Annotated in this window: 15 protein-coding genes and 4 pseudogenes; 10 read left to right on the top strand and 9 right to left on the bottom strand. The window is 42.6% G+C overall.

The window, feature by feature from the left end:
* Nucleotides 1-386 precede the first annotated feature (386 nt).
* Together yedE and yedF are read left to right on the top strand one after the other, a co-directional pair.
* A pseudogene (gene yedE / locus GKR74_RS04940) lies at nt 387-1616 on the top strand (selenium metabolism membrane protein YedE/FdhT).
* On the top strand, nt 1598-1837 hold the full coding sequence (gene yedF / locus GKR74_RS04935) for a sulfurtransferase-like selenium metabolism protein YedF (protein ID WP_006657165.1): 240 nt from the start codon (nt 1598-1600) through the stop codon (nt 1835-1837). Before yedE ends, yedF begins: the two are co-directional and overlap by 19 nt.
* A gap of 184 nt (nt 1838-2021) precedes the next feature.
* Here the strand turns inward: yedF and GKR74_RS04930 are convergent, their stop codons facing one another.
* Together GKR74_RS04930 and rdgC are read right to left on the bottom strand one after the other, a co-directional pair.
* The gene (locus GKR74_RS04930; RefSeq protein WP_154602759.1) at nt 2022-2531 is read right to left on the bottom strand and encodes a GNAT family N-acetyltransferase; all 510 of its coding nucleotides are present in this window, start codon (nt 2529-2531) and stop codon (nt 2022-2024) included.
* Nucleotides 2532-2767: 236 nt separating this feature from the next.
* Complete coding sequence (gene rdgC, locus GKR74_RS04925; protein WP_132496167.1) at nt 2768-3673, bottom strand: recombination-associated protein RdgC; 906 nt, start codon at nt 3671-3673, stop codon at nt 2768-2770.
* Between the two features lie 175 nt (nt 3674-3848).
* On the opposite strand from rdgC, the gene mak reads away from it, so the two are divergent.
* Both mak and GKR74_RS04915 read left to right on the top strand, forming a co-directional pair.
* Nucleotides 3849-4757, top strand: coding sequence for a fructokinase (gene mak, locus GKR74_RS04920; RefSeq protein ID WP_154602758.1), 909 nt, complete (start codon nt 3849-3851; stop codon nt 4755-4757).
* A gap of 525 nt (nt 4758-5282) precedes the next feature.
* The gene (locus GKR74_RS04915) at nt 5283-7232 is read left to right on the top strand and encodes a bifunctional 2',3'-cyclic-nucleotide 2'-phosphodiesterase/3'-nucleotidase (protein WP_181478013.1); all 1950 of its coding nucleotides are present in this window, start codon (nt 5283-5285) and stop codon (nt 7230-7232) included.
* Nucleotides 7233-7499: 267 nt separating this feature from the next.
* Here GKR74_RS04915 and GKR74_RS04910 read toward each other — a convergent pair whose 3' ends face one another.
* From GKR74_RS04910 to sbcD, 4 genes are all read right to left on the bottom strand, one after another.
* Nucleotides 7500-7799, bottom strand: a complete 300-nt coding sequence (locus GKR74_RS04910; RefSeq protein WP_154602757.1) for a hypothetical protein — start codon at nt 7797-7799, stop codon at nt 7500-7502.
* 453 nt (nt 7800-8252) lie between these two features.
* Entirely contained in the window at nt 8253-8852 is a 600-nt protein-coding gene (locus tag GKR74_RS04905) for a nitroreductase family protein (RefSeq protein ID WP_036953792.1), read from the bottom strand.
* Between the two features lie 216 nt (nt 8853-9068).
* Complete coding sequence (locus GKR74_RS04900) at nt 9069-12752, bottom strand: AAA family ATPase (protein WP_154602756.1); 3684 nt, start codon at nt 12750-12752, stop codon at nt 9069-9071.
* A gap of 2 nt (nt 12753-12754) precedes the next feature.
* On the bottom strand, nt 12755-13969 hold the full coding sequence (gene sbcD / locus GKR74_RS04895; RefSeq protein ID WP_154602755.1) for an exonuclease subunit SbcD: 1215 nt from the start codon (nt 13967-13969) through the stop codon (nt 12755-12757).
* 333 nt (nt 13970-14302) lie between these two features.
* Here sbcD and phoB point away from each other — a divergent pair.
* From phoB to nadS, 5 genes and pseudogenes are all read left to right on the top strand, one after another.
* Nucleotides 14303-15037, top strand: a pseudogene (gene phoB, locus GKR74_RS04890) (phosphate regulon transcriptional regulator PhoB).
* Nucleotides 15016-16335: a phosphate regulon sensor histidine kinase PhoR gene (gene phoR / locus GKR74_RS04885; RefSeq protein WP_336431296.1), complete on the top strand. Its 1320-nt coding sequence runs from the start codon at nt 15016-15018 to the stop codon at nt 16333-16335. Before phoB ends, phoR begins: the two are co-directional and overlap by 22 nt.
* 494 nt (nt 16336-16829) lie before the next feature.
* Nucleotides 16830-18221, top strand: a pseudogene (gene brnQ, locus GKR74_RS04880) (branched-chain amino acid transport system II carrier protein).
* Between the two features lie 97 nt (nt 18222-18318).
* Nucleotides 18319-18641, top strand: a pseudogene (locus GKR74_RS04875) (type II toxin-antitoxin system RelE/ParE family toxin).
* Nucleotides 18642-18684: 43 nt separating this feature from the next.
* Entirely contained in the window at nt 18685-18987 is a 303-nt protein-coding gene (gene nadS / locus GKR74_RS04870) for a NadS family protein (RefSeq protein WP_154602753.1), read from the top strand.
* A 48-nt stretch (nt 18988-19035) separates the two neighbouring features.
* Here the strand turns inward: nadS and ggt are convergent, their stop codons facing one another.
* The 3 genes from ggt to GKR74_RS04855 form a co-directional block, all read right to left on the bottom strand.
* Nucleotides 19036-20802: a gamma-glutamyltransferase gene (gene ggt, locus GKR74_RS04865; protein WP_154602752.1), complete on the bottom strand. Its 1767-nt coding sequence runs from the start codon at nt 20800-20802 to the stop codon at nt 19036-19038.
* Nucleotides 20803-21015: 213 nt separating this feature from the next.
* Nucleotides 21016-21618, bottom strand: coding sequence for a peroxiredoxin C (locus GKR74_RS04860; protein ID WP_036953813.1), 603 nt, complete (start codon nt 21616-21618; stop codon nt 21016-21018).
* 206 nt (nt 21619-21824) lie between these two features.
* Nucleotides 21825-22436 (bottom strand): acyl carrier protein phosphodiesterase, encoded by a 612-nt coding sequence (locus GKR74_RS04855; protein ID WP_154602751.1) that lies wholly within the window; start codon nt 22434-22436, stop codon nt 21825-21827.
* A gap of 193 nt (nt 22437-22629) precedes the next feature.
* On the opposite strand from GKR74_RS04855, the gene queA reads away from it, so the two are divergent.
* Complete coding sequence (gene queA / locus GKR74_RS04850) at nt 22630-23712, top strand: tRNA preQ1(34) S-adenosylmethionine ribosyltransferase-isomerase QueA (protein ID WP_154602750.1); 1083 nt, start codon at nt 22630-22632, stop codon at nt 23710-23712.
* Nucleotides 23713-23780: the final 68 nt, after the last annotated feature.

The raw sequence follows: 23780 nt of genomic DNA, 5'->3' as shown, positions 1-23780 counted from the left end.
CTTTAGACGACACACAGCAAAATGATGTAATAAAAATATTTCATATTATACTCCTCTATAAATAAGATAAGACTATACTTCCATGCGCCATCATTACGATGGCGTTTTTTTTGTATGTTTATTTATCTTTTAATCATCAACTGTACCATCAGAATTTATGTAAAGAATAGGCCACATGCTGTGTGATGAAGCCTGTGGTTAAATCAATCTTTCTGAGAATATTCATAATTTATTATTTAATGATAAAAAGTATCAGAGTATGATGTGCACCTCTTCGCTGTGGGGCATTTAGCTATATATCATGTAGCAATACATCATGTAGCAACACATCATACAACGGCGAAATTCTTTGCCAGGTGCTGGCTTGAATCATTCTGGAAGTAAAAATGACTTGGTCTGAGTTTAAATCTCACTATCTCATCGGTTTTTGGAAACCGTTACCTGCGGTGATTGCGGCAGGTATCTTATCGACTTATTATTTTGGTTTAACGGGCACTTTTTGGGCTGTAACCGGTGAGTTTACCCGCTGGGGTGGGCATATTATGCAGCTATTTGGTGCGCATCCAGAAGAGTGGGGCTATTTCAAAGTTATTGGTTTTCAAGGATCACCATTAGATAGAATTGATGGTGTGATGATTATCGGTATGTTTGCTGGCTGTTTTGCCGCAGCACTTTGGGCAAATAATGTGAAAATTCGTATGCCGCAGCATCGGGTTCGAATTTTTCAAGCCATCCTCGGCGGGATTATAGCTGGATTTGGCGCTCGTCTCGCCATGGGATGTAACTTAGCCGCATTCTTTACGGGTATCCCTCAATTCTCGTTACACGCTTGGTTCTTTGCTGTAGCGACTGCCGTCGGCTCCTACTTTGGTGCCAAATTCACCCTGCTGCCGATGTTCCGTATCGCGGTAAAATTGAAAAAAGTCTCAACAGCATCGCCATTAACTCAAAATCCGAATACAGCTAAAAAACGCTTTAAGTTAGGCATGGCTATCTTTGCTGTCGCGCTTGCGTGGGGCTTTTATACATTACTGGATGCACCAGTAATGGGCTTTGCTATCTTATGTGGGATTGGTTTTGGTTTACTGATTGAACGCGCCCAAATTTGTTTTACTTCAGCGTTTCGTGATTTATGGATCACGGGTCGTACTCATATGGCGAAAGCGATTATCATTGGTATGGCGGTCAGTGCGATTGGTATTTTCAGTTATGTGCAATTGGGCGCGACACCTAAGATTATGTGGGCAGGCCCAAATGCTGTGATTGGTGGGTTACTGTTCGGATTTGGTATTGTCTTAGCTGGTGGCTGTGAAACTGGTTGGATGTACCGTGCCGTTGAAGGTCAAGTTCATTACTGGTGGGTTGGTTTCGGTAATATTATCGGTGCGACTATCCTTGCGTATTACTGGGATGATTTAGGCCCATGGTTAGCTACAGACTTTGACAAAGTGAACTTGCTCGAGACATTTGGTCCGCAAGGTGGCTTGCTCGTCACATATGTTTTATTAGCTATTGCATTTATTTTGATGCTGGTATGGGAAAAATATTTCTTCCGTAAACGTGCCCAAAAACTGGCGAATACATCCATGGAGGCCGCATGAGCCATAAAGAAATAGTACCAGATTATCGATTAGATATGGTGGGCGAACCTTGCCCGTACCCAGCGGTTGCGACGTTAGAAGCTATGCCATCGTTAAAACCTGGAGAGATATTAGAAGTGGTGAGCGATTGCCCTCAATCCATCAATAATATCCCTTTAGATGCAAAAAATTATGGTTATAAAGTGTTGGATATTCAGCAGGATGGGCCGACTATTCGTTATTTAATTCAGAAATAACAAATACGCGTCATATTTTGCACTGTCGCGGTGTTGGCTTCATGCGTTTAGCCCTAGTCACATACTTGTGTATGCTCCTAGGGTCTAACGCATTTGCCGCCTTGCGACAGCACAAACTATTTAGCGTATTAAAGCTACCAATCAGTCGTGAAATTACAACTGATTGTTATAGGTGATAGTTCGGTTACTCATCCTGCCAGTTAGCAAGATCCAGCACTAATTCACACTCGTCATCGATATAACCGCCAGTTGGAATAAAGCCGAGTTTTTGGTAAAACTCAAATGGGCTCTCTTCCCCTTCACCACAACTATTATACAGCCGTGGGTAACCTTTCTTTTTCAAGTAACGGATCACTTGAATTAATGCTTCACGCCCAAATCCTAATTTTTGGTAGGGCTCGGCTATCATAAATCGCCATAGCATAATGCCATCGTATTCAAGCTCATCATCATCTAGCCCGGAATGCAGCATAATGAATCCTACAGGGATATCATCCGCATAAATGCCTCGGTACCAAGCACAGTCAGAGAATTGTGCCTCAACCATGGAATAGGCATTATCTGCCACCATGCTACGTTGTGCTTCACTGAGTGTATGGCTCAGCAAACAGATTTCCGAAAAGTTTTCAGCTGTTACCTTCTGCAAGGAGACAACGGAATTTTCATCCACTTCTGGCTCGATGAACTCTATCATAACCATTCCTTCGCTCGAATATTGACCAAAGCTTCACGAGGAAGCTGCTTGAGTTGTTATTATTGAATAATCAAAATTGCTACTGATTTGTTACATGGATGTAATTTAATCAACCAGAGATCGGGTAGGCAGTCAATGACTTAATTGTGGCTATGCAAGCGGGGTCTAAAAAGAAAATGGCAACTTGCGTAAATGCCTGTTGCCATCATGAAGTCAGGATAAAAAGCTAAATAATATTAATGTTCGGCTTCACCGCCCAGAACATCAATTAGGCGGGCGATTAAGGCGCTGAGTTCGCCTGTCATCAGAATATAATCAGCATCAAATTTCTGAGCGAAATCTTCTTTAGGGATATCGTCATTTTGCTCTTTTAGTTTTTCACTGAATTTTAGTTTCTTCAGGGAGCCGTCATCTGACAGCATAAACTGAACGCGCTCTTCCCAATCTAACGATAATTTCGTCACTAATTTTCCAGCTTCAATATGGGTGGCAATTTCATCAGAAATTAAGTCTTGTTTCTTACAACGGATGATCCCGCCTTCTTCTAAAATCGCTTTTAGCTCCGCTTCATCCATAGCAGCAAAACCTTGAGGTAATGCGCCAGAACGTACCCATTCAGTCAGCGTTAATTCAATCGGGTCTTTAAAGGTCAAGGGAACAACAGGAAGCGAGCCTAAGCTTTTGCGTAATAACGCTAAATTATCTTCAGCGCGTTTAGCACTAGCAGCATCGACTATAATCAGTTGATTAACGGTATCAATCCAAATGTAGGTTTTACTGAATTTACTGAATGCGCGCGGAAGTAAGTCATGAACCACTTCATCTTTTAGCGAGGCTTTTTCCGTTTTTTTCAGTTGGCGACCTTGGTCTGCTTCTAATTTTTCAATTTTCTCTTGTAATGCTTGCTTGATCACGGGGGATGGCAGCATCTTATCTTCTTTCTTGGCACAAATAAGAATTTGATTATTTGCAGCATGGGTAAGTGCATCTGCCCCACGCATTGGCGGAACCCAGCCAGTTTTCATCATGTCTTGGCTTCCACAAGGGGTATAAGCTAGCGGCGCAAGTTGTCTTTCCAGATCATCCGCGGAGAGTGCCAAATCCCGATTCAGGCGATAGACCAATATATTCTTGAACCACATGAAAAACCTACCTTTGTCATTAAAAACATGTTTAGCAAGGCGGACATGATAGCGAATTGTCCGTTATTAAGCGAAAAAAAATGCCCGCCATTTTGCGGGTTTTACTTTCTATAAAGGTCGTCTAATAATGTAAGCAGGCAATTAAATGAAAAATCGATAATAAGCGAGTGCCATTATGAGAATAGGGATTGATTTAGGCGGTACAAAAATTGAAGTGGTCGCGCTGGATGATGGCGGCAATATTCTATTTCGTCAGCGTATGCCAACGCCGAGAGGCGATTATCAAGGCACTCTTGATGCAATTAAGCATTTAGTTGATGAGGCAGAAACCGCAACAGGGCAAGTCGGGAGTGTGGGGTTAGGGATACCCGGAACACTTTCTCCAGTGACGGGAAAAGTGAAAAATGCCAATTCCACATGGTTAAACGGACAACCATTCGATAAAGATCTCGCTGAATGTTTAGGTCGCCCTATCAAAATGGCGAATGATGCCAATTGCCTTGCCGTTTCAGAAGCCGTCGATGGCGCAGGGGCAGGCGCCAAAGTGGTGTTTGCCGTGATCATCGGAACGGGTTGCGGTGCGGGAATAGCCATCAATGGGCAAGTTCATTCTGGTGGAAATGGCGTAGCAGGTGAGTGGGGACATAACCCTTTACCATGGCAAGATGACCAAGACCGGCTATTTCTGGCAGACGAAAAGTGTTATTGCGGACTGACTGGCTGTACTGAGCAATTTGTTTCCGGTACCGGTTTTATGGCGGATTATAAAAAACTGGCTGGAGAATCTAAAACAGGCACCGAAATTATTCAATTAGCAAAAAATGGCAATAAACACGCGATAAAAGCCTTTGAACATTACCAAAATCGCCTAGCAAAAGCATTAGCACAAGCCGTCAACATGCTAGACCCAGACGTCATAGTGTTAGGGGGTGGAATGAGCAATGTCGATGAACTCTATGAAAATCTGCCAGAAAAGATTCGCCAATGGGTGTTTGGTAGAGAGTTTGATACGCCAATTCGGAAGGCGGAGCATGGGGATTCGAGTGGGGTGCGAGGGGCCGCCTGGCTCTGCTCTGAGGGTTAATGCTCGTCATACTTCACGCTGTAGCTGCGTTGGCTACGTTCGCTAACCCTCGTCACATACTCGTGTATGCTCCTAGGGCTTAGCCTCCCTTGCCGCCTTGCTACAACGCGAATTATTTAGAGCAATGGGTGAGGGGACGGGTGAAAAAGATAAAAGAATAAAAGGCAAAAGACAAAAAGCAAAAGAGGAAAGTGAGCTGGTGGATTTGTCTACTTATAAAGTGAGTGTTGGTGAGTTATATGGGGAATAGCGGGTTTTATCGATAACTCAAATAATAGCGGTGATTTTTATCGGATAAATCTATTTTTGTGAGCTATATAAAAGTCGGGATTCATAAATGGACTAAAACCGTGATTTAGTCACAAAAAATGGTTACTGTTTGCAGGCATTATCATTAAAACTTGATATCCAACACACAGTGACAGACTCAATTTCGGGTATGGTTGGGTTTTTGACCAATAACCATGAAATGAATCTGGACTTTATGAGAGGCATTCTCTCAAAAGGCAACAAAGGGGATTTAACGTGAAAAAGGCTCTAAAACTTTCATCTTTGGCACTGCTGGTGGCATTTAATGCCAACGCTGCCACAGTTGACTTGCGTGTTATGGAAACATCCGATGTACACAGCAACCTCATTGACTTCGACTACTACAAAGACAAATCTACTGAACAATTTGGACTGGTACGTACTGCGACATTAATCAAAGCTGCGAAAAATGAAGCCACCAACGCTATCCTGGTGGATAACGGTGACTTAATCCAAGGTAGTCCACTGGCTGACTATATGGCCAACAAAGGCTTGAAAGAAGGGGAATCTCACCCTGCTCACAGCTTAATGAACACCATGGGCTACACCGTCGGTAACTTTGGTAACCACGAGTTCAACTTTGGTTTAGATTACCTGAAACAAGCCATTGCAGGCGCGAAATTCCCTTACGTCAACGCCAATATCGTTGATGCTAAAACGGGTGAAAACTATTTCAAACCGTACATCATCGTTGATACTCCGGTAAAAGACCGTGATGGCAAAACGCACACCATTAAAGTCGGTTATATCGGCTTTGTTCCGCCACAAATCATGATTTGGGATAAACCAAACTTAGAAGGCAAAGTGAAGGTGAATGACATCACTGAAACTGCTAAAAAGTTTGTGCCACAAATGAAAAAAGAGGGCGCTGACCTGATTGTGGCAATTCCTCACTCAGGATTCTCACAAGAGCCATACAAAGCGATGGCAGAAAACTCGGTTTACTATCTCAGCGAAGTGCCGGGCATCAACGCCATTATGTTTGGTCACTCACACGGTGTGTTCCCAAGCAAAGAATTTGCCGATATTAAAGGCGTCGATGTGGCAAAAGGTACCGTCAACGGTATTCCAGCAGTTATGCCTGGGCAATGGGGCGACCATTTAGGCGTGGTTGATTTGGTGGTTAACAATGACAGCGGCGATTGGAAAGTGGTTGAAGCTCAAGCCCATGCCCGCCCTGTTTATGATAAAGCCAACAAGAAAGCACTGGTTGAGCGCGATGAATCGCTTGTGAAAATCATCCAAGAGCAGCATCAAGGTACCCGTGATTTCGTGGGTAAACTGATTGGTAAAGCTTCTGAAAACATGTATAGCTACTTGGCATTAGTTCAAAGTGATCCAACGGTTCAGATTGTGAATGATGCTCAGATGGATTACACCCGTAACTTTATCCAAGGTGACCCAGACTTAGCTGACCTACCAGTATTAGCGGCAGCGGCACCATTCAAAGCCGGTGGACGTAAAAATGCGCCTTCTGAGTTTGTTGAAGTGGAAAAAGGAGATTTAACTTTCCGTAATGCGGCTGACTTATATCTCTATCCAAATACCTTAGTGGTAGTAAAAGCAACAGGTGCGGATGTGGTTGAATGGTTAGAGTGCTCTGCGGGCATGTTCAACCAGATCGATGCACAATCAACTAAACCACAAAGCCTGATCAACTGGGATGGTTTCAGAACCTATAACTTTGACACCATTAGCGGTGTGAATTACCAGATTGACCTGACTCAGCCAGCTAAATATGACACCGATTGCCAAGTGGTCAATAAAGATGCTAATCGTATCAAAAATGTGACTTACCAAGGCAAACCAATCGATCCTAAAGCGGCATTCTTAATCGCGACTAATAACTATCGTGGTTACGGCGGTAAATTTGCAGGTACTGGTGATGCACATATTGCGTTTGCTTCGCCAGATGAAAACCGTGCAATTTTAGCGGCGTATATCGCTAAAGTGTCTAAAGAAAAAGGCGAAGTGGTTTCGAAGGCTGATAATAACTGGTCCTTCACGCCAATTAAAACCGATAAAAAACTCGATGTACGGTTTGAAACTTCACCAAGTGAAAAAGCCGCCGAGTTTATTCAGCAACATGCTCAATATCCAATGAAAAAAGTGGGTACTGACGATATCGGTTTTGCTATTTACCAAGTTGATTTAACCGCTAAGTAATAGCAGTCATAAAATATTGATAACCGAAAGCCTGCCACTTGTGTCAGGCTTTTTTTTCATAGAAAGAAATGTATGTGTGATGACATTTATGTGAAAAAATAATTAGGGAGAGTGTCATAAAGGAACGAGGTACCGAGGTATCGAAAATAGCTGATTGGCAATGTGCCAGCAAAAGCGGATTAATACAGAAATAAAATTCGGGGAGTTTAAACTTAAGAGTAAATGGCAGCTCCCCGAAATATTATGCTTATTACATCTTCAATTAACTTATTCATAAGTCACGTTTAACATAGGTAATTTACTGTATTTGTCATATTCAACTTTGACATACTCGGATTCCACTTTTTTACCATTTTGCAATGAACCGGAAGCGGTGACTGTTTTACCATTACGATAACAATCAATATTTACGTGAGTTTTTTGTGAAATATCCACTTCACACTGAGGCTCATAGATATAACCACCAAATGAAACTGTACCTCCTGAAGATGGGTTGATATTACTTGCAAAAGAACAACTCGAAATGAAGATTGCCACTACAGTAGTTAATAAAGATAAACGTTTCATAGTCCACCCCCTTAATAACACTGACCACCATCCAATACTGCTTCTGTGCTCTTATTTTTAGTGTAGTTCAAATACCGATAATGCAAAAATAAAAGTTTAGTCTATAAGTAAATACTATTACCCTGAGGATATAACATATTGATGTCAATCAAATTAAGGTTATTTTTCAGTTTTATATAAGTGATTAAAAAAAGCTGTTTTTTATAAAATTGCGACCAATATATAAAAATGAAATATTATTTTTGAATAAGTGGTCGGCGATTTTGAATGATAATTAAGAGACTGTTTTATGCTGGGATAATTTGTGATAGGAGAGATTTTTGTATTGTTAAGAATTTAATGAAATTCAGATTTGTTATATATTTAAATATATAATGATTTGAGTGAATAAATAAAATAAAGCCCCTGCAAACATTTGCAGAGGCTATAAAGATAATAACGTTCAGTGATGAATTATTTAAATACTTTGAAACGAACGTCGTCGTCCATAAAGTCTTTATCACCAGCAGGTTGCTCAATTGAACCAAATACCATTTGAGCGCGTAAAATCCAATTTGCTGGGATATCCCACTCTTGTTGAACTTGATTATCAATTAATGGGTTGTAGTGCTGTAATGATGCACCTACATTTTCCTGAGATAATGTTGTCCATACTGCCAGCTGCGCCATACCGCTCGCTTGTTCTGACCAGATAGGGAAGTTATCCGCATAGAGTGGGAATTGTTCTTGTAAACCAGTGACGACATTTTTATCTTCAAAGAAAAGAACGGTACCAGCACCTGCTGCAAAGCTATTAATTTTTTGTTCTGTTCCAGCAAAAGCAGCTTCAGGAACGATAGCGCGTAACGCTTCTTTGGTGATATTCCACAGTTTTTTATGTTCTGCACCAAATAACACCACAATACGTGAAGTTTGTGAGTTAAATGCTGATGGGGAGTGCTTAACCGCTTCTTTGATAAGCCCAGCCACTTTCTCTTCCGAGATTGGTAATGAATCGCCTAAGTTATAAATAGTGCGACGATTTTTAATCATTTCGATAAATGCGTTAGACATGTTTGTCCCCTTGCTTTTGTTTAGAGCACGGCAATTTATTGAACAACCTCAGAAGCCGTAACTTGTTTCGAAGTAAATTGTTTCGATGTGAATAACTATAAAGGTATCCCAACCAAATCATAGAAAAAAAATTTAACCTTAATGTTCAAATTTTTGCATGTTGTTATAAAAGTATAATAAATTCATTGTGTTATTTTAATTTTTAACCCTATTCAGTTAACTAACACGATAGTGACTTGGAAGTTCACTAAAGCCGAGTCCGTTAGTTTTTTTCACCGCAATTTGTACAGGAATTCGTTCTTTCATCGCTTCCACATGGCTAATCACACCAATGGTTTTTCCTGATGCATTTAGGCTTTCTAATGCATCTAGGGCGATGTCTAAAGTTTCAGCGTCTAGCGTACCAAAACCTTCATCTAAAAAGAGTGATTCCAATTGCGTGCGATGGCTCACCATGTCAGAGAGTGCAAGGGCTAGCGCGAGACTGACTAAGAAACTTTCCCCTCCTGAAAGGGTTTTCGTATCGCGAATGCTATCCCCTTGCCAACCATCAATAACCTGCAATTCGAGGTTGGCTAAATGACTGCGTTGCAGTAAGTAGCGACCATGCAATTTATCGAGTTGTTGGTTCGCGAGCGAGACTAAACAGTCTAGGGTTAGCCCTTGAGCATAGCGACGGAATTTATCCCCTTCAGCGGATCCAATTAAGGTATTGAGATAACTCCAATCATCGTAGCTTAATTGGCTCTGTTCAATTTTATTCAATAACTCGCGCTGTTGGTGACGCTGTTGCTGATCTCGCTCAAGCTGGTTAATGATTTGACCTTGTTGCTGGTTCAATATCTTGATTTGGCTCTCTAATTGTTCGAGGGTTTGCTGAATTTGTTCCACTGAAAACTCAGCAAACTCCACTAAACGCTGTTGCTCATGATTTGCCATTGCTGACAGGCTTTCTTGGTAGCGAGTTTCCGCTTCCAGCCGCTGTTGAGTTACTCGCTGTTTAAGCTGCTCCAGCTCAATTTTCTCTTCGGTAGGTAGTAAGGCATTAAGGAATTGCTCTTGAGTCGAGAATGGGCTGCTACTGAGTGCAGCAACAAACTGAGCGTGAGCGGCTAACTGTCGTTGGCTTAGTTGCTTCAATTGGTGATCAAGTTCTTGAGCACTCCCATTGAGTGCGGCAATATTTTTATCTATTGCGCTAATTTGCTCTGAAAGCGTATCAACTTGATGTGTGTATTGAGCTTGTTTTTCTTGCATTTTTTGAACATAAATAGCAACAGTTTGGCCTTCTAACAGATTCTGGCGTTGCGTATTTTTTTGTTCAATTTGCTGATTTAATTGCTCTAATTGCTGATGCTGAGCAGAAAGCTGCTGAGCTAATTGCTGAGCATTCGCTGTTTCAGCTGCGAGCGTTGCCGTATCAACTTCAATATTTTTCGTGATTTGCAGGAAGGTTGCTTTTTGCGCTTCATAATATTGCCCGCGTTGTTCAATCTCTTGTAGCCAAGTGGTAAATTGCGCTTGGCTTGGCAGGGTGAGATTAAATGGAGCCAGCGAGTCTGTAAGCTGCTGTGCTTGTTGCTCAAAGCGTTGCTGCAAAGATTGCTGTTCAGCTTGGTTTTCTTCTAATTGTTGGGAGTGATGCTTTAGTTTCTCATCAAGGAGAGATAACTCAGAAAACAGCTGTTTGGCTTGAGTTTGCTGTTCATAATATTGGTTTTTAGCCTCTTGGTACTGACGCTCTAACTGTGCAAATTCGTTGATGATGGCTTGCTGAGCGGTAAGCTCTTCTTGTAATTCAACGAGGGATTGCTCTACCGCTGACGCGGTTTTGGCTAGTTCAGGGATATGTGCTTGCTCACATGCCTTTAGCCATTGATTGTTCAGGTTATTGAACTGCTCTTGTAGTTGTTTTTGAGCCAATTCGTTATCTTCCTGGCGGCGTTTGTCTGCTTGCAATAAGGCTTGCTGCTCAGTGAGCTTTTGTTTTTCGGTCTCCATTTGAGTCATCAGCGTAGCCAGTTGTTGCTGAGTCTCATTGGGCATAACGGCTTGATATGATGCTAAAGCAGGGTGCTCCAACGAGCCACAAAGCGGGCATGGATCTCCTTCAATGAGCAGTTGGCGCTCATGTTCTAAGCTGACAATTTTTTGTTCTAGCTGAAGTTTTTGCTCTAAAATTTGTCGTTGAGGCAGGAGCTGAGTCACTCTATCTTGCGTAATGGCAACCTGTTGCTCTAATCGGTTGATAGATTCGCCGAGTTGGTTTTGTAACTGTGTTTGTGACTGTAATTGCAGCTGTTTTTCTTCATGTTGAGTCAGTAAAACAGGTAATATTTTCACATGCTGCAAATGCTCTTGTCGCTGTGAAATTGCAGCCTTAATTTCTTCGATATTGTACTTTTGTTTATATTCCTGAAACTGCTTTTCGAGCAGATTAAAGCGAGAATGCTGCCTTTCTAAATGGCTTTGAGCCTGTTGAGATTCTTTGGATTTTTGCTGCTGAACCTGTTGTAGGGTTTGCCATTCAAGGTTGATAACTTGCTGTTTTTTCTGGCTTTGGTTTAGGCGTTCTGTAAGTTCATAAATAAATTTCCCTTGCTGTTGCCAGCTTCCGAGCTGCGCGACAATCTGAGCATCATTTTGATGTTTTTGTAGAAATAACTGGGTTGTATTCAACTCATTATTGGCATGAAGAATTTTCTGCTGGGTACTTTCTACACTGGATTTTTTCTGCAAGTATTCGCCATTTAGCTGATTTATTTGCTCGGCTAATTGGTTTTTTTGCTGGTTAAGTTGTGCGAGTAAATTGTCGAGTGGTCGCACTTCGTTATCGATCATTGCCGTGGTTTTTTGTACCCACTCTTTATATTGATTTTGTTCCGACTGAGCTTGAGTGTATTGGGCGACCAATGGCAAGCGCTGCTTTTGAGCGTCTTCTAAAAGTAATGTGGTGCGCTGCTGCTTTTGGGTCTGTTCATCGAGTTGAGTTTGCAAGTTTTGCACGGCCAGCCAATCAGGACGTAGCGCTTCTGCTGGGGCGCTTTGTTCCAGCTTATGTAAGCTGGCTTCTGAGGCTTGATATTGCTGTAAAGCTTGCTGCTGTGCAATCTGTAATCGCTGGGTATTTTGCACTAATTGTTGATGTTGCTGGTGCCATGTTAGCGCTTGTTGATGGCGGTTTTTATTCTGGCTCAGTTGCTGTTCTTGCGCTAAATATTGTTGCTGCTTTTCAACGAGTTCTTGATGCTCTGATTCAGTAAGTAAGTTAATGCTGCCCGCTTGCGCTCGAAGAATATCGAGATCGGTTTTAGCTTGTTTATGTTGGTTAAAAATATACACCGAAATCTGGCTGTAAATTTCGGTGCCAGTGATTTCTTCTAGTAAATCGGCACGCTCTTTTTCGGTGGCATTTAAAAAGGCTGCAAAATCCCCTTGAGAGAGCAAAATGGATTTTGTGAAACGCCCAAAATCTAGCCCGGTGATTTGCACAATTTTTTCACGCACTTCACTGATTTTTTCTGCAATGATCTGCCCATCAGCGACGGTTGCCAGCTCTGCTTTTGCATCTTGCAGGTTACCATCGGGTTTATTGTTTGCCCGGCGTTGACTCCAAAATGCGCGATAAGCGATGCCTTTAACTTCAAACTCCACTTCAGCTAAACATTCGCCAGTATGGCGGGTCATCAACTCATTTTTGCTTTTTGATATTGCCCCTAACCGTGGAGTCTGGTGGTAAAGCGCAAGGCAGATAGCATCCAATAAGGTGGTTTTCCCCGCGCCAGTTGCGCCTGTGATAGCAAATAATCCATTACTGGCAAAAGGCTCTTCTGTGAAATCAATCTTCCATTCACCTTTTAGGGAGTTAATGTTTTTCAGGCGTAAGCTTAAAATTTTCAAAGTTATTCTCCCTGCTCATTGCGCAAGTTGGCGTAGGATTGCTTGAACAGCTGCAATAAACGCTGCTCTAACGCTTTGTCTTCCAGTGACTCTTCGGTAAGTCGTCGGGTAAAAACTTCTTCGGCAGTCAGTTCACTTAATGTTTCATTCTGCGGAGTGAGGTTTTGACCTGTTTGTGCCCGTCGAGCTCGGCGTAGGCGAACAACTTCGACAGGGAGTTCTTGGGTGAGAGCCTCAATACGTTGCTGGATATCACCAAGGTAGTCTTGGGTGGCGACTTCAATATCTAACCAAATAGGGCGCTCATTTTCTTGGACAGGTAAGTCCATTAATTGTTTTTGCAGTTCTTTCAACGAGCCTTTTAAACTCAATAGCGGCTGGAAAACGGGAATTGGCAGCAAAGTGACATTGGTAAATTGGTGCTGATTAAACTCCACTAAGCAGACACTTTTTTGTTGTTGTGATTCGTCAAAACTGAGTGCAATCGGAGAGCCGCTGTAGCGAATATGTGCTTGTCCACCAATCAGTTGAGGCCGATGGATATGTCCGAGCGCAATATAATCAGCAGGTGGGAACGCACCAGAAGGAAAGGCATCCAATGTGCCGATATAAATTTCACGCACGGAATCTGTCAGTTCTGCACCGACGACGGTCAAATGCCCCGTGGCAATAATCGGGATATCTAAGCCCTGCTCAGTACGTTGCTCAACGGCTTTTTGGTAACAGCTTTGGTAGTGTTCACGAATGGCATTTTGTAATGAAAGTTGTTTTTCTTCACTGCTTTGCCCCGCAATACTGACTTGGATATCTCGTGGCCGTAAAAAGGGGATTGCGCACACTAACCCATTTGGGTTCCCTTGCTTATCTTTCAATGTGATGACAGGGGATTCGCTGTTTGATGTGATGACGTGAGTATTTAAATAACGTAATAACGCGCTGGATTCATTCAAAACAGAGACAGAATCATGGTTTCCACTCAAGATAACTAATTGGCAGCCTGTTTTTTGCAAATCAACAATAAACTGGTTGTAGAGTTCGCGCGCATAACTTGGCGGTGCACCAGTATCAAAGACATCGCCAGCCACAATCAGGGCATCCACTTGGTACTGTTTGACTTGCTCTATTAACCAACGCAAAAAGTGTTGGTGTTCAGCAGATCGATTTTTAGTGAAAAAATACTGACCTAAATGCCAGTCTGAAGTGTGGATGATGCGCATGAGCTAGCGGTTCCTATAATTATGACGCTTTTACTATATTAATATTCTGATGCTTTATACTCATATTCAAACCATTTGGTTTGCTGTGTCACAGTATACTGTATATAGGTTCAGTGAAAGCAAAGGTATGGAAAATTAAATAGTAAAAATAAGAGAGTTGCGAAGCGCTTCGCAATGATAGCCAGATGTGGTGTTAATATTTCACTTACATGACATTAAGCTGTTAATCTAATGATAGATCTTGAATGCGCGTTAAGATATTCATAATTCTGTCACAAAACTGACGCATAATGCGGTCACATTAAAAATCTCTTCTTATTTACAGGAACAATCATGGCAAGACGCATTCTAGTCGTTGAAGATGAAGCGCCCATCCGAGAAATGGTTTGTTTTGTATTGGAACAGAATGGTTTTCAGCCGACAGAGGCTGATGATTATGATTCTGCGATAGCGCAATTGGTTGATCCCCTTCCTGATTTAGTGTTATTGGATTGGATGATACCCGGAGGTTCCGGTATCCAAGTCATTAAACATATGAAGCGTGATAGTGCTACGCGCGATGTCCCCGTCATGATGCTAACGGCAAGGGGCGAAGAAGAAGATCGCGTGAAAGGATTAGAAGTGGGAGCGGATGACTATCTCATCAAACCGTTTTCACCAAAAGAATTGATAGCCCGTGTTAAAGCTATTTTACGACGTATTTCTCCAATGGCGACAGAAGATATTATCGAGATGAACGGGTTAGTGCTTGACCCTACTTCTCATCGCGTTACCAGCAAGGAAATTCCCATTGATATGGGGCCTACCGAATATAAATTACTCCACTTCTTTATGACCCATCCAGAGCGAGTTTATAGCCGTGAGCAGTTACTCAACTATGTTTGGGGTGCCAACGTGTATGTGGAAGACAGAACGGTGGATGTCCATATTCGTCGTTTAAGAAAAGCGTTAGAGTTAGATGGACATGATAAGATGGTGCAAACGGTTCGTGGTACTGGCTACCGCTTCTCTGTTCGCTATTGAGAAACCATTAGGGAGAAACATGGGTGCTTGAACGCTTATCCTTAAAACAGCTGATTTGGGGGCTGTTTTTATTTATTTTACCCGCATTGATACTGTCTGTTTTTATTGGACATCTTTCGTGGCTGCTAGTGATCTCGCTACTCGCAGCACTCATTTGGCACGGATATAACCTGTTAAAACTCTCTGACTGGCTCTGGTTGGATAGAAGTATGCTACCGCCGGATGGCAAAGGGGGATGGGAGCCAATATTTTATGGTATCTATCAGATGCAGCAGCGTAACCGTAAGCGTCGCCGTGAGCTCGGGCAGCTGATTAAGCGTTTTCGCAGCGGGGCTGAATCCTTGCCTGATGCCGTAGTAATCATGACCACCGAAGGCAATATTTTCTGGTGTAACCGCCATGCTCAACAGCTTCTTGGTTTTCGCTGGCCTGAGGATAACGGACAGCATATTTTTAACTTATTACGTTATCCTGATTTTAGCCGCTATTTCACCGTGAAAAACTATGACCAAGCGCTGACGATTGAGCTTAACAGTGGCGAAATTGTTGAGTTTCGTATCTTGCCATATGCGAGTGATCAACTCTTGATGGTGGCTAGAGATGTGACTGAAAAACGCCGTCTAGAAAAAGCGCGTAGAGACTTTTTTGCTAACGTTAGCCATGAGTTACGAACGCCATTAACCGTTATACAAGGTTATCTTGAAGTCATGGATGATCAAGAGGGCACTTCACCGATGAATAAAAAAGCGTTATCGGTGATGCAAGAGCAAACTCATCGAATGGATAACCTGGTGAAGCAATTACTGCAATTATCCCGTATTGAGGTTGCCCCTCAAATTAATCTTGATGAACAGATTAATATGCCGGTCATTCTTAAGATGATTGAACAAGAAGCGATTAGCTTAAGCCAAGGGCGGCACGAGTTTGAATTCAGTATTGATGAAAAACTTCGAGTTCATGGTAATGAAGAGCAGCTACGAAGTGCGGTTGCTAACTTAGTGTATAACGCCATAAACCACACGCCAGACGGCACGAAAATTAAGGTGAAATGGCAGCGAACCAGTAATGGCGCGCAGTTTAGTGTGAGTGACAATGGTCCTGGAATTCCAGCCGAGCACCTTCCTCGCTTAACAGAGCGTTTTTATCGTGTGGATAAAGCGCGTTCAAGGCAAGGTGGTGGGGGAACAGGGTTGGGCTTAGCGATTGTTAAGCATGCTGTTCAACACCATAGTAGCCAGCTCTCAGTAACCAGTCAGGTTGGCAAGGGCAGTGAGTTTTCATTCACATTACCACCAGTGTTTATTGTGTCAGACAAGAAAGTGAATACATTAAGCGCAAAATAACCTAAAAAACGAAACCTTGCTAATGAAATCATCATATTAGCAAGGTTTTTTGTTTTGTACTTTACCCTATATTGGTACTATTTCTAACGACTACGCTATATTTTCAATTTTATCCTGCAATTTTCTTCATCTTATTCTGTGAATATTTCTTCGGTATGGTTAAAAAATGTTTTATTGATGATTTTTTAGCCTGAATATATACGGGATATTGCAATTTTACTGACAGTAATCACTGGTTCTTAAATTTAGTTTGGTGCATTGTTCTTGTTTTCGGGTTTGCTCTTGCCTTTTTTCCCTATAAAAGTTTTACTTGTCGCCAGTTATTGGCGATTTTTACTGTTTTTTGATGTTTAGTATTGCAAAGCTAACCAAGACATGCATTTTGTATTGTTAATGTAATGTTAATCAGAACTCTATTTCGTCATATATGTTCCAATAGGTTACCGATGAAGTGACCTGTTTTTATTTCATAATTTACTAAAAATTAACATAATATGGCTCATCGTTTATCATCCAGAGATATCCTCGCCTTAGGTTTTATGACCTTTGCGCTGTTTGTTGGGGCTGGAAATATCATTTTCCCGCCAATGGTCGGTTTACAAGCCGGTGAACAAGTTTGGACTGCGGCACTTGGCTTCTTAGTCACCGGTGTCGGTCTTCCTGTTCTTACCGTTGTTGCATTGGCGAAAGTAGGGGGCGGTATTGAAGCGCTCAGCACGCCAATTGGTAAAACTGCTGGTCTGTTACTCGCTATCGTTGCGTATTTATCGGTGGGGCCTCTTTTTGCAACCCCAAGAACGGCAACCGTTTCTTATAAAGTGGGTATCGCACCACTACTGGGCGGCGAATCTGAAATCTCGCTGCTGGTTTATAGCGCCATCTATTTTGTACTGGTGATCGGTATTTCGTTATACCCAGGTAAATTGCTAGATAGCGTTGGGCACATTTTGGCGCCAGTCAAAATGTTGGCACTGGCAATTTTAGGTGTTGCTGCGGTTATGTGGCCTGCTGGACAACCGATTCTGGCAACCCCTGAATATCAAGATATGGCATTTTCCAATGGTTTTATTAATGGCTATTTAACGATGGACACATTAGGTGCCATGGTTTTTGGTATTGTCATTGTGAATGCGGCGCGTTCCCGCGGTATTGAAAACTCATCATTATTAACTCGCTATACCATGTGGGCAGGATTAATTGCTGGGGTGTTATTAACTCTGGTCTATTTATCGCTGTTTAAACTGGGCGAAAATAGTGGATCATTGATTCCAAATCCAGCTGATGGCGCTGATATTCTTCACGAATATGTTCAATACACGTTCGGTAACTACGGTAGCTTCTTCTTAGCGGTGTTGATTTTTGTTGCCTGTATGGTGACTGCTGTAGGGCTAACCTGCGCATGTGCTGAGTTCTTCAGTCGCTATGTACCAATCTCTTACCGTAAATTGGTATTGATTTTAGGCTTGTTCTCTATGGTGATTTCAAACCTCGGACTGAGTAAGCTGATTGCGTTCTCATTACCAGTATTGGTTTCGATTTATCCACCTTGTATCGTTTTGATTTTGATGAGCTTTACGTTGAAGTGGTGGCGTAACCCAACCATCGTGATTGCTCCGACGATGTTAACAAGCTTTGTGGTCGGTTTGATTGGTGCCGTGAAAGCCTCTGATAACTTGAAGACTTATATCCCTGACTGGATGACGTCTATTCCACTATATCAGCAAGATTTAGCGTGGTTATTACCATCGCTGGTTGTGTTAGTAGTTGCTGCGCTGTGTGACAGATTGATCGCGCCATCAAGTGAGCATCATAAGCACGCTTGATCTTTACAAATTAACGTAAATGAAAAGGCCACATCAATTTGTTGTGGCCTTTTTTCTATCTAAAATTCAGAAAGACTCCATTGGTACTGTGTACTAGTTTTTCTTTTAATTAGTACACTGTACCAATATAATCAATGTGACTTTGAGAATGGAGGCTCTTATGAATTACTTAGAGTTTGTTGAAACTACGGTTTTTAGTAAAAGACGTAGACTACTGATGGATGATACTGAATTTCAGTCATTCCAAACTTTTTTGCTAGAAAACTACGCACTAGGCGATCGATAAGCCATACAGGTGGTTGCAAAAAAATTCGCTGGAACCGGACAGGTATGGGGAAGAGTGGTGGTTTAAGGATTATCTACTATGTTCGGGCGATGAATGGTCGGATATACCTACTCTTAATTTATCCTAAAAATGAACAAGATGATTTGAGTGAGCAGCAAAAACTAATACTAAGAACCTTGAGTAAACAGTTCAGCTAATATTAAAACTGATGAGTTAAACCTCTACAAATGAGGAAAGATGATGGAAAAAACACTATTTGATGACCTGGTCAGTAGTATGGAGGAAATGATCGCTATTGAAAAAGGCGAAAAAATTCCTTCTTCTGAAAATATTCACCGGCATGAATTACCGGATGTAAAAGCGATTCGCAAACAAGCAGGAATGAAACAGCAGGAATTTGCTGAGGCAATTGGACTTAGCGTAGATTTAGTTCGAAGCTGGGAACAAAAACGTAGAATACCTTCAGGTATCGCACTAAAGATGTTGTTTTTATTAGAAAAACAGCCCGGTATTATTAATTTTTTACGAACAATTCATATCTAGTTGATTAATTAAACCCCGTCAATGGACGGGGTCTGTTTATTATAAATTTTAATTCACACCCACTGCACTGCCTGCAGGGCGGCGAACATCGTTGGAGCCGTAAATAAAGCCTTCACGGACTTTGCCAGAAACAGCAGAGTCGTTGCCGGAAGATTTCGCACTCACACCCGCACCGTCAGGAATACCGATCATAATTAGCTCAGCAGCGCCCCATGGGGTCTGCTCTACCATCTTATAGCCCATCTTATCGAGTAGCGCTAAACTGTCTTTAGAGACACCGCGTTGCTCATAGTAAACCTCGTCAGGCAGCCATTGATGGTGAATGCGAGGGGCATTCACTGCTTCTTGTGGCGGCATGCCATGGTCAATAATGTTTAATGCGGTTTGCAAGGTAATCGAAATGATCCTTGAGCCTCCCGGTGAACCGAGTACTAAGAATACTTTGCCGTCTTTAGTGACAATTGTCGGGCTCATTGATGATAGTGGGCGCTTACCGGGGGCGATAGAGTTTCTTTCCCCTTGCACTAATCCATACAGATTTTTCTCGCCAACTTTGGTGGTGAAATCATCCATTTCATCATTCAGGAAGAAACCTGTACCCGGTGGGATCACGACAGAGCCAAATCGACCATTAATCGTATAAGTGGTTGAAACAGCATTACCTTTGTCATCCACAACAGAATAATGGGTGGTTTCCGGTTTTTCGTGAGGCCCTATTCCTGGTTGGACTTCAGTGGATGGTGTCGCTTTATTTGGCACAATCTCTTTGCGCAGATCAGCGGCGTACTGTTTGCTGAGCAGTTTACCCGTCGGATTATCCACAAATGCAGGGTCGCCTAAGAATGTATTGCGATCCATATAAGCGTGGCGCATCGCCTCTGTTAGCGTATGAATGTATTCAGCGGAGTTGAAGCCCATCTCTTTGAGATCATAACCTTCTAAAATATTGAGGGTTTCGCAGATAGTTACGCCACCCGAACTTGGTGGTGGCGCAGAGATAAATTTGTAACCACGGTAGGTACAGCTAACAGGAGTGGTATCTGAAATGGAGTAATCAGCAAAGTCTTGAGCTGTTAGGATCCCGCCATTTTTCTTCGATGCGGCTTCTACGATTTTAGGGATATCTCCTTCATAGAATGCAACAGGGCCTTTATTGGCGATTTTTTCCAGTGTGTTTGCCAAATCGGTTTGTACCAGTAAGTCTCCCGGTTGGTAAGCACTTCCATCCGGTTTTAAGAAAATCCGAGCAACTTCGGGGTCTTGTTTGAAGCGTTCATTCGTGGTGTCAAGCACGTCAGTATCGCCACGGGTTAGGACAAAGCCTTCTCGAGCGAGTTTAATGGCGGGTGCCATGACTTGCTGGCGGCTCATGGTGCCGTATTTTTCAAGGGCATAATCTAAGCCTTTCACTGTACCCGGCACACCTGATGCGAGGTAGCCATATAAGCTGGCATCTTTGATAAGTTTGCCATCTTTATCTAAATACATATCGGCGCTGGCAGCTTTCGGCGCTGTTTCTCGGAAGTTAATAAAGATATCTTTGCCATCCGCGAGGTGCAGCGTCATAAAACCACCGCCACCAATATTGCCACAGCAAGGGTTAACAACGGCTTGGGCATAACCGACTGCTACCGCTGCATCCACCGCATTTCCTCCGGCTTTTAAAATGTCAGCACCAATTTGTGACGCGAGGTGTTGAGAGGAGACAACCATGCCTTTTGTTGCTTCAACGGCAGGTTCGGAAGCGGCATAAAGTTGACTTGAAGTTAGCAACGAAATCAGTAGTAAAGAGGGGCGCCATGCATTTTTTATCATTGGTATCTCCCGATTTAGTGAAGGAAGTAACGCGTAGATGTAATACAAATAAATAATTTGTTAAATATTTGTATCACCAAGATATAGCATGAATGATTTGAAGGGCTGAATAACAAAAGTGAAAAAGTGTTAACGCGGTAGGAAAAATTTTAGATAGGCATAGATATAGAAATGCCGGCATTAAGCCGGCACTTGGAAACTTAACAGGTCAAATTACAGACCAGTTGCGTTCTTAGTCAGGTAAGCAGCAACGCCTTTTGGAGATGCGTTCATGCCTTCTTTACCTTTTTCCCACTGAGCTGGGCAAACATCACCGTGCTCTTCGTGGAATTGCAGCGCGTCAACCATACGCAGCATTTCGTCGATGTTACGGCCTAATGGCAGGTCGTTAACCACTTGGTGACGAACAACACCGTTTTTGTCAACTAAGAAAGAACCACGCAGAGCAACGCCCGCTTCTGGGTGCTCGATGCCGTAAGCTTTCATGATGTCGCGTTTGATATCAGCAACCATCGGGTATTTAACTTCACCGATACCGCCGTTATCAACAGGAGTTTTACGCCATGCGTTATGAACGAATTCTGAGTCGAAAGAAACACCAACGATTTCTACGCCGCGTTTTTTGAACTCTTCATAGCGGTGGTCGAATGCAATCAGTTCTGAAGGACATACAAAAGTGAAGTCCATTGGCCAGAAGAAGATCACAGCTGGGCGACCGTTCAGGTGTTTTTTCAGGTTGAAGTTTTCAACGATTTCACCATTACCAAGAACAGCTGCAGCAGTAAAGTCAGGGGCTTGACGTGTAACCAGAACCATAATGTACTCCTATGAGTTTTAAGGGTTTCTATCTCCGCAATCGAAATGGGGCATGCGGATAAATATAACCTAAGGATAAGGTTTTATCCTTGGAGAATAAAGACATTAAAACCAATCAATATGATAGCTTTTACCTATCAATGGTATCAATTTGGCAGATTAATATCAATAAGATAGTTTTATTCCATTAAAGTGCAAGTTTTAATTTATTCGGATGCACGTAATGTGAACTCTTGGGCAAAAAGTTGCTGTTTTGCCGTCTCAATCATTTGAGGATAAAACTGAAAGAAAATATGTTCAAGTTCTAGATAATTAAGCAAAAAATCATCAAATGAGCCACTAAGGGCCGCGAGTTTTGGACGGCGCCTTGCCATGCCATTAAGTGACTTACCTATGTACGCTTTTTCTGCGTATCGCGTCAGCCATTGCTGAGGCCAGAGATACTCATTTAACTCCTGAAATTTTTCAGGGGTATGACACAAATCCGGTTCAATGGTTTGCCTGGAAAAAAGCACAAAATCAGAGAGTGAATGTGAGGGAACGAGACGTTCCCAATGCAGAGAAAGAAAATGATCCCAGACTAAATCTAAGGTGATAGGCGCGACTCGGCGGTATTCTTCGCGAAATAGCTGGCGCGCTTGCTTCACGAGCGGATGGGTATCTGTAATTCTATCTACGGCTCTGTGCATACGGATCCCTGCAACCACATCCGGTGAGTAATCTCCCGCAGGGTTACCGCGTACGTAGTCCGCCATCATGTTTCCCAATAGGGAGCTTTTGGCAAGATAGGCTAGGTGAAGATGAGCAAGATAGTTCATGGCGGTACTATAAACGAAAAATATCAGAAACGAAAAAATGAAAGAAAAAAGAGTGCAGACACATTCCGTGCTGTTTCAGAAAATATTTGCATAATATTGGTTCTTTTTTATACAAAATGGCGCTTATTTCTTGCGCCAAAGGCAGTGCAGCACTAGACTAGTCGCCTTATTTTTTTAGATTGATGTCAATACAATGCGTGTATCCGATTTTACTTTTGAATTACCAGAAGAACTTATTGCCCACTATCCTCAAGCTGAGCGTAGTTCATGTCGCTTACTTGGTCTTGATGGTGCTACGGGACAGCTCACGCATGGTGTGTTTACCGATATTCTTGAAAAATTGGAGCCGGGGGATTTGCTAGTGTTCAACAACACTCGCGTGATCCCTGCTAGATTGTTCGGTCGTAAAGCGAGCGGCGGTAAAATTGAGGTTTTGATTGAGCGTATGCTCGATGAACATCGTGTTTTGGCTCATGTTAGAGCCTCTAAAGCACCAAAAGAGGGTGCTGCGCTGCTACTGGGTGAAGATGAAAGTGTGAATGCGACGATGGTCGCTCGTCACGGTGCACTGTTTGAGCTGCGCTTTGATGATGCGCGCGATGTGTTAAGCATTCTGAACCAAATTGGGCACATGCCATTACCACCTTATATCGACCGTCCAGATGAAGAGTCTGATAAAGAGCTATATCAAACCGTGTATAGCCAGCGTCCGGGCGCGGTTGCTGCACCAACAGCGGGTTTACACTTTGATGAGCCTTTATTAGAAGCATTACGCCAAAAAGGCGTTGAAATGGCATTCGTGACATTGCATGTCGGGGCGGGAACGTTCCAACCGGTGCGTGTTGATTCCATCGAAGACCATATTATGCACTCTGAATATGCAGAGGTTCCGCAAGAGGTGGTCGATGCAGTGTTAGCGTGTAAAGCGCGTGGAAATCGTGTGATTGCCGTGGGAACAACGTCTGTTCGTTCACTGGAAAGTGCCGCGAAAGCCAGCCAAGATGCTTTAATTGCTCCATTCTTTGACGATACCCAGATATTTATTTATCCGGGTTATGAATATCAAGTGATTGATGCCCTGATCACTAACTTCCACTTACCAGAATCCACATTAATTATGTTGGTCTCTGCGTTTGCGGGATATCAAAACACCATGCAAGCCTATAAAGAAGCCGTTGAGCAAAAATACCGTTTCTTTAGTTATGGTGATGCCATGTTTATTACGCCAAATGCTAATGCTCGTTTTGAGCAAGTCGGCTCGGCAGAACAAGAATAAGTGGCGGCGTAGCTGCTCGCTTAGATTCAGTAACCAATAGCACCAGACTGTTTTTCTGATGCTAGGAG

The sequence above is a fragment of the Providencia sp. wls1914 genome (assembly GCF_009706645.1).
GTDB classification, from domain to species: domain Bacteria; phylum Pseudomonadota; class Gammaproteobacteria; order Enterobacterales; family Enterobacteriaceae; genus Providencia; species Providencia zhijiangensis.
This window is presented reverse-complemented; position numbering and strand designations above follow the sequence as displayed.

Bases quoted from the DNA above. Each gene is read 5' to 3' on its own strand.
- yedF (WP_006657165.1), top strand. From the start codon at position 1,598: ATGAGCCATAAAGAAATAGTACCAGATTATCGATTAGATATGGTGGGC.
- GKR74_RS04930 (WP_154602759.1), bottom strand. From the start codon at position 2,531: ATGATAGAGTTCATCGAGCCAGAAGTGGATGAAAATTCCGTTGTCTCC.
- rdgC (WP_132496167.1), bottom strand. From the start codon at position 3,673: ATGTGGTTCAAGAATATATTGGTCTATCGCCTGAATCGGGATTTGGCA.
- mak (WP_154602758.1), top strand. From the start codon at position 3,849: ATGAGAATAGGGATTGATTTAGGCGGTACAAAAATTGAAGTGGTCGCG.
- GKR74_RS04910 (WP_154602757.1), bottom strand. From the start codon at position 7,799: ATGAAACGTTTATCTTTATTAACTACTGTAGTGGCAATCTTCATTTCG.
- GKR74_RS04905 (WP_036953792.1), bottom strand. From the start codon at position 8,852: ATGTCTAACGCATTTATCGAAATGATTAAAAATCGTCGCACTATTTAT.
- sbcD (WP_154602755.1), bottom strand. From the start codon at position 13,969: ATGCGCATCATCCACACTTCAGACTGGCATTTAGGTCAGTATTTTTTC.
- nadS (WP_154602753.1), top strand. From the start codon at position 18,685: ATGGAAAAAACACTATTTGATGACCTGGTCAGTAGTATGGAGGAAATG.
- ggt (WP_154602752.1), bottom strand. From the start codon at position 20,802: ATGATAAAAAATGCATGGCGCCCCTCTTTACTACTGATTTCGTTGCTA.
- GKR74_RS04860 (WP_036953813.1), bottom strand. From the start codon at position 21,618: ATGGTTCTGGTTACACGTCAAGCCCCTGACTTTACTGCTGCAGCTGTT.
- GKR74_RS04855 (WP_154602751.1), bottom strand. From the start codon at position 22,436: ATGAACTATCTTGCTCATCTTCACCTAGCCTATCTTGCCAAAAGCTCC.
- queA (WP_154602750.1), top strand. From the start codon at position 22,630: ATGCGTGTATCCGATTTTACTTTTGAATTACCAGAAGAACTTATTGCC.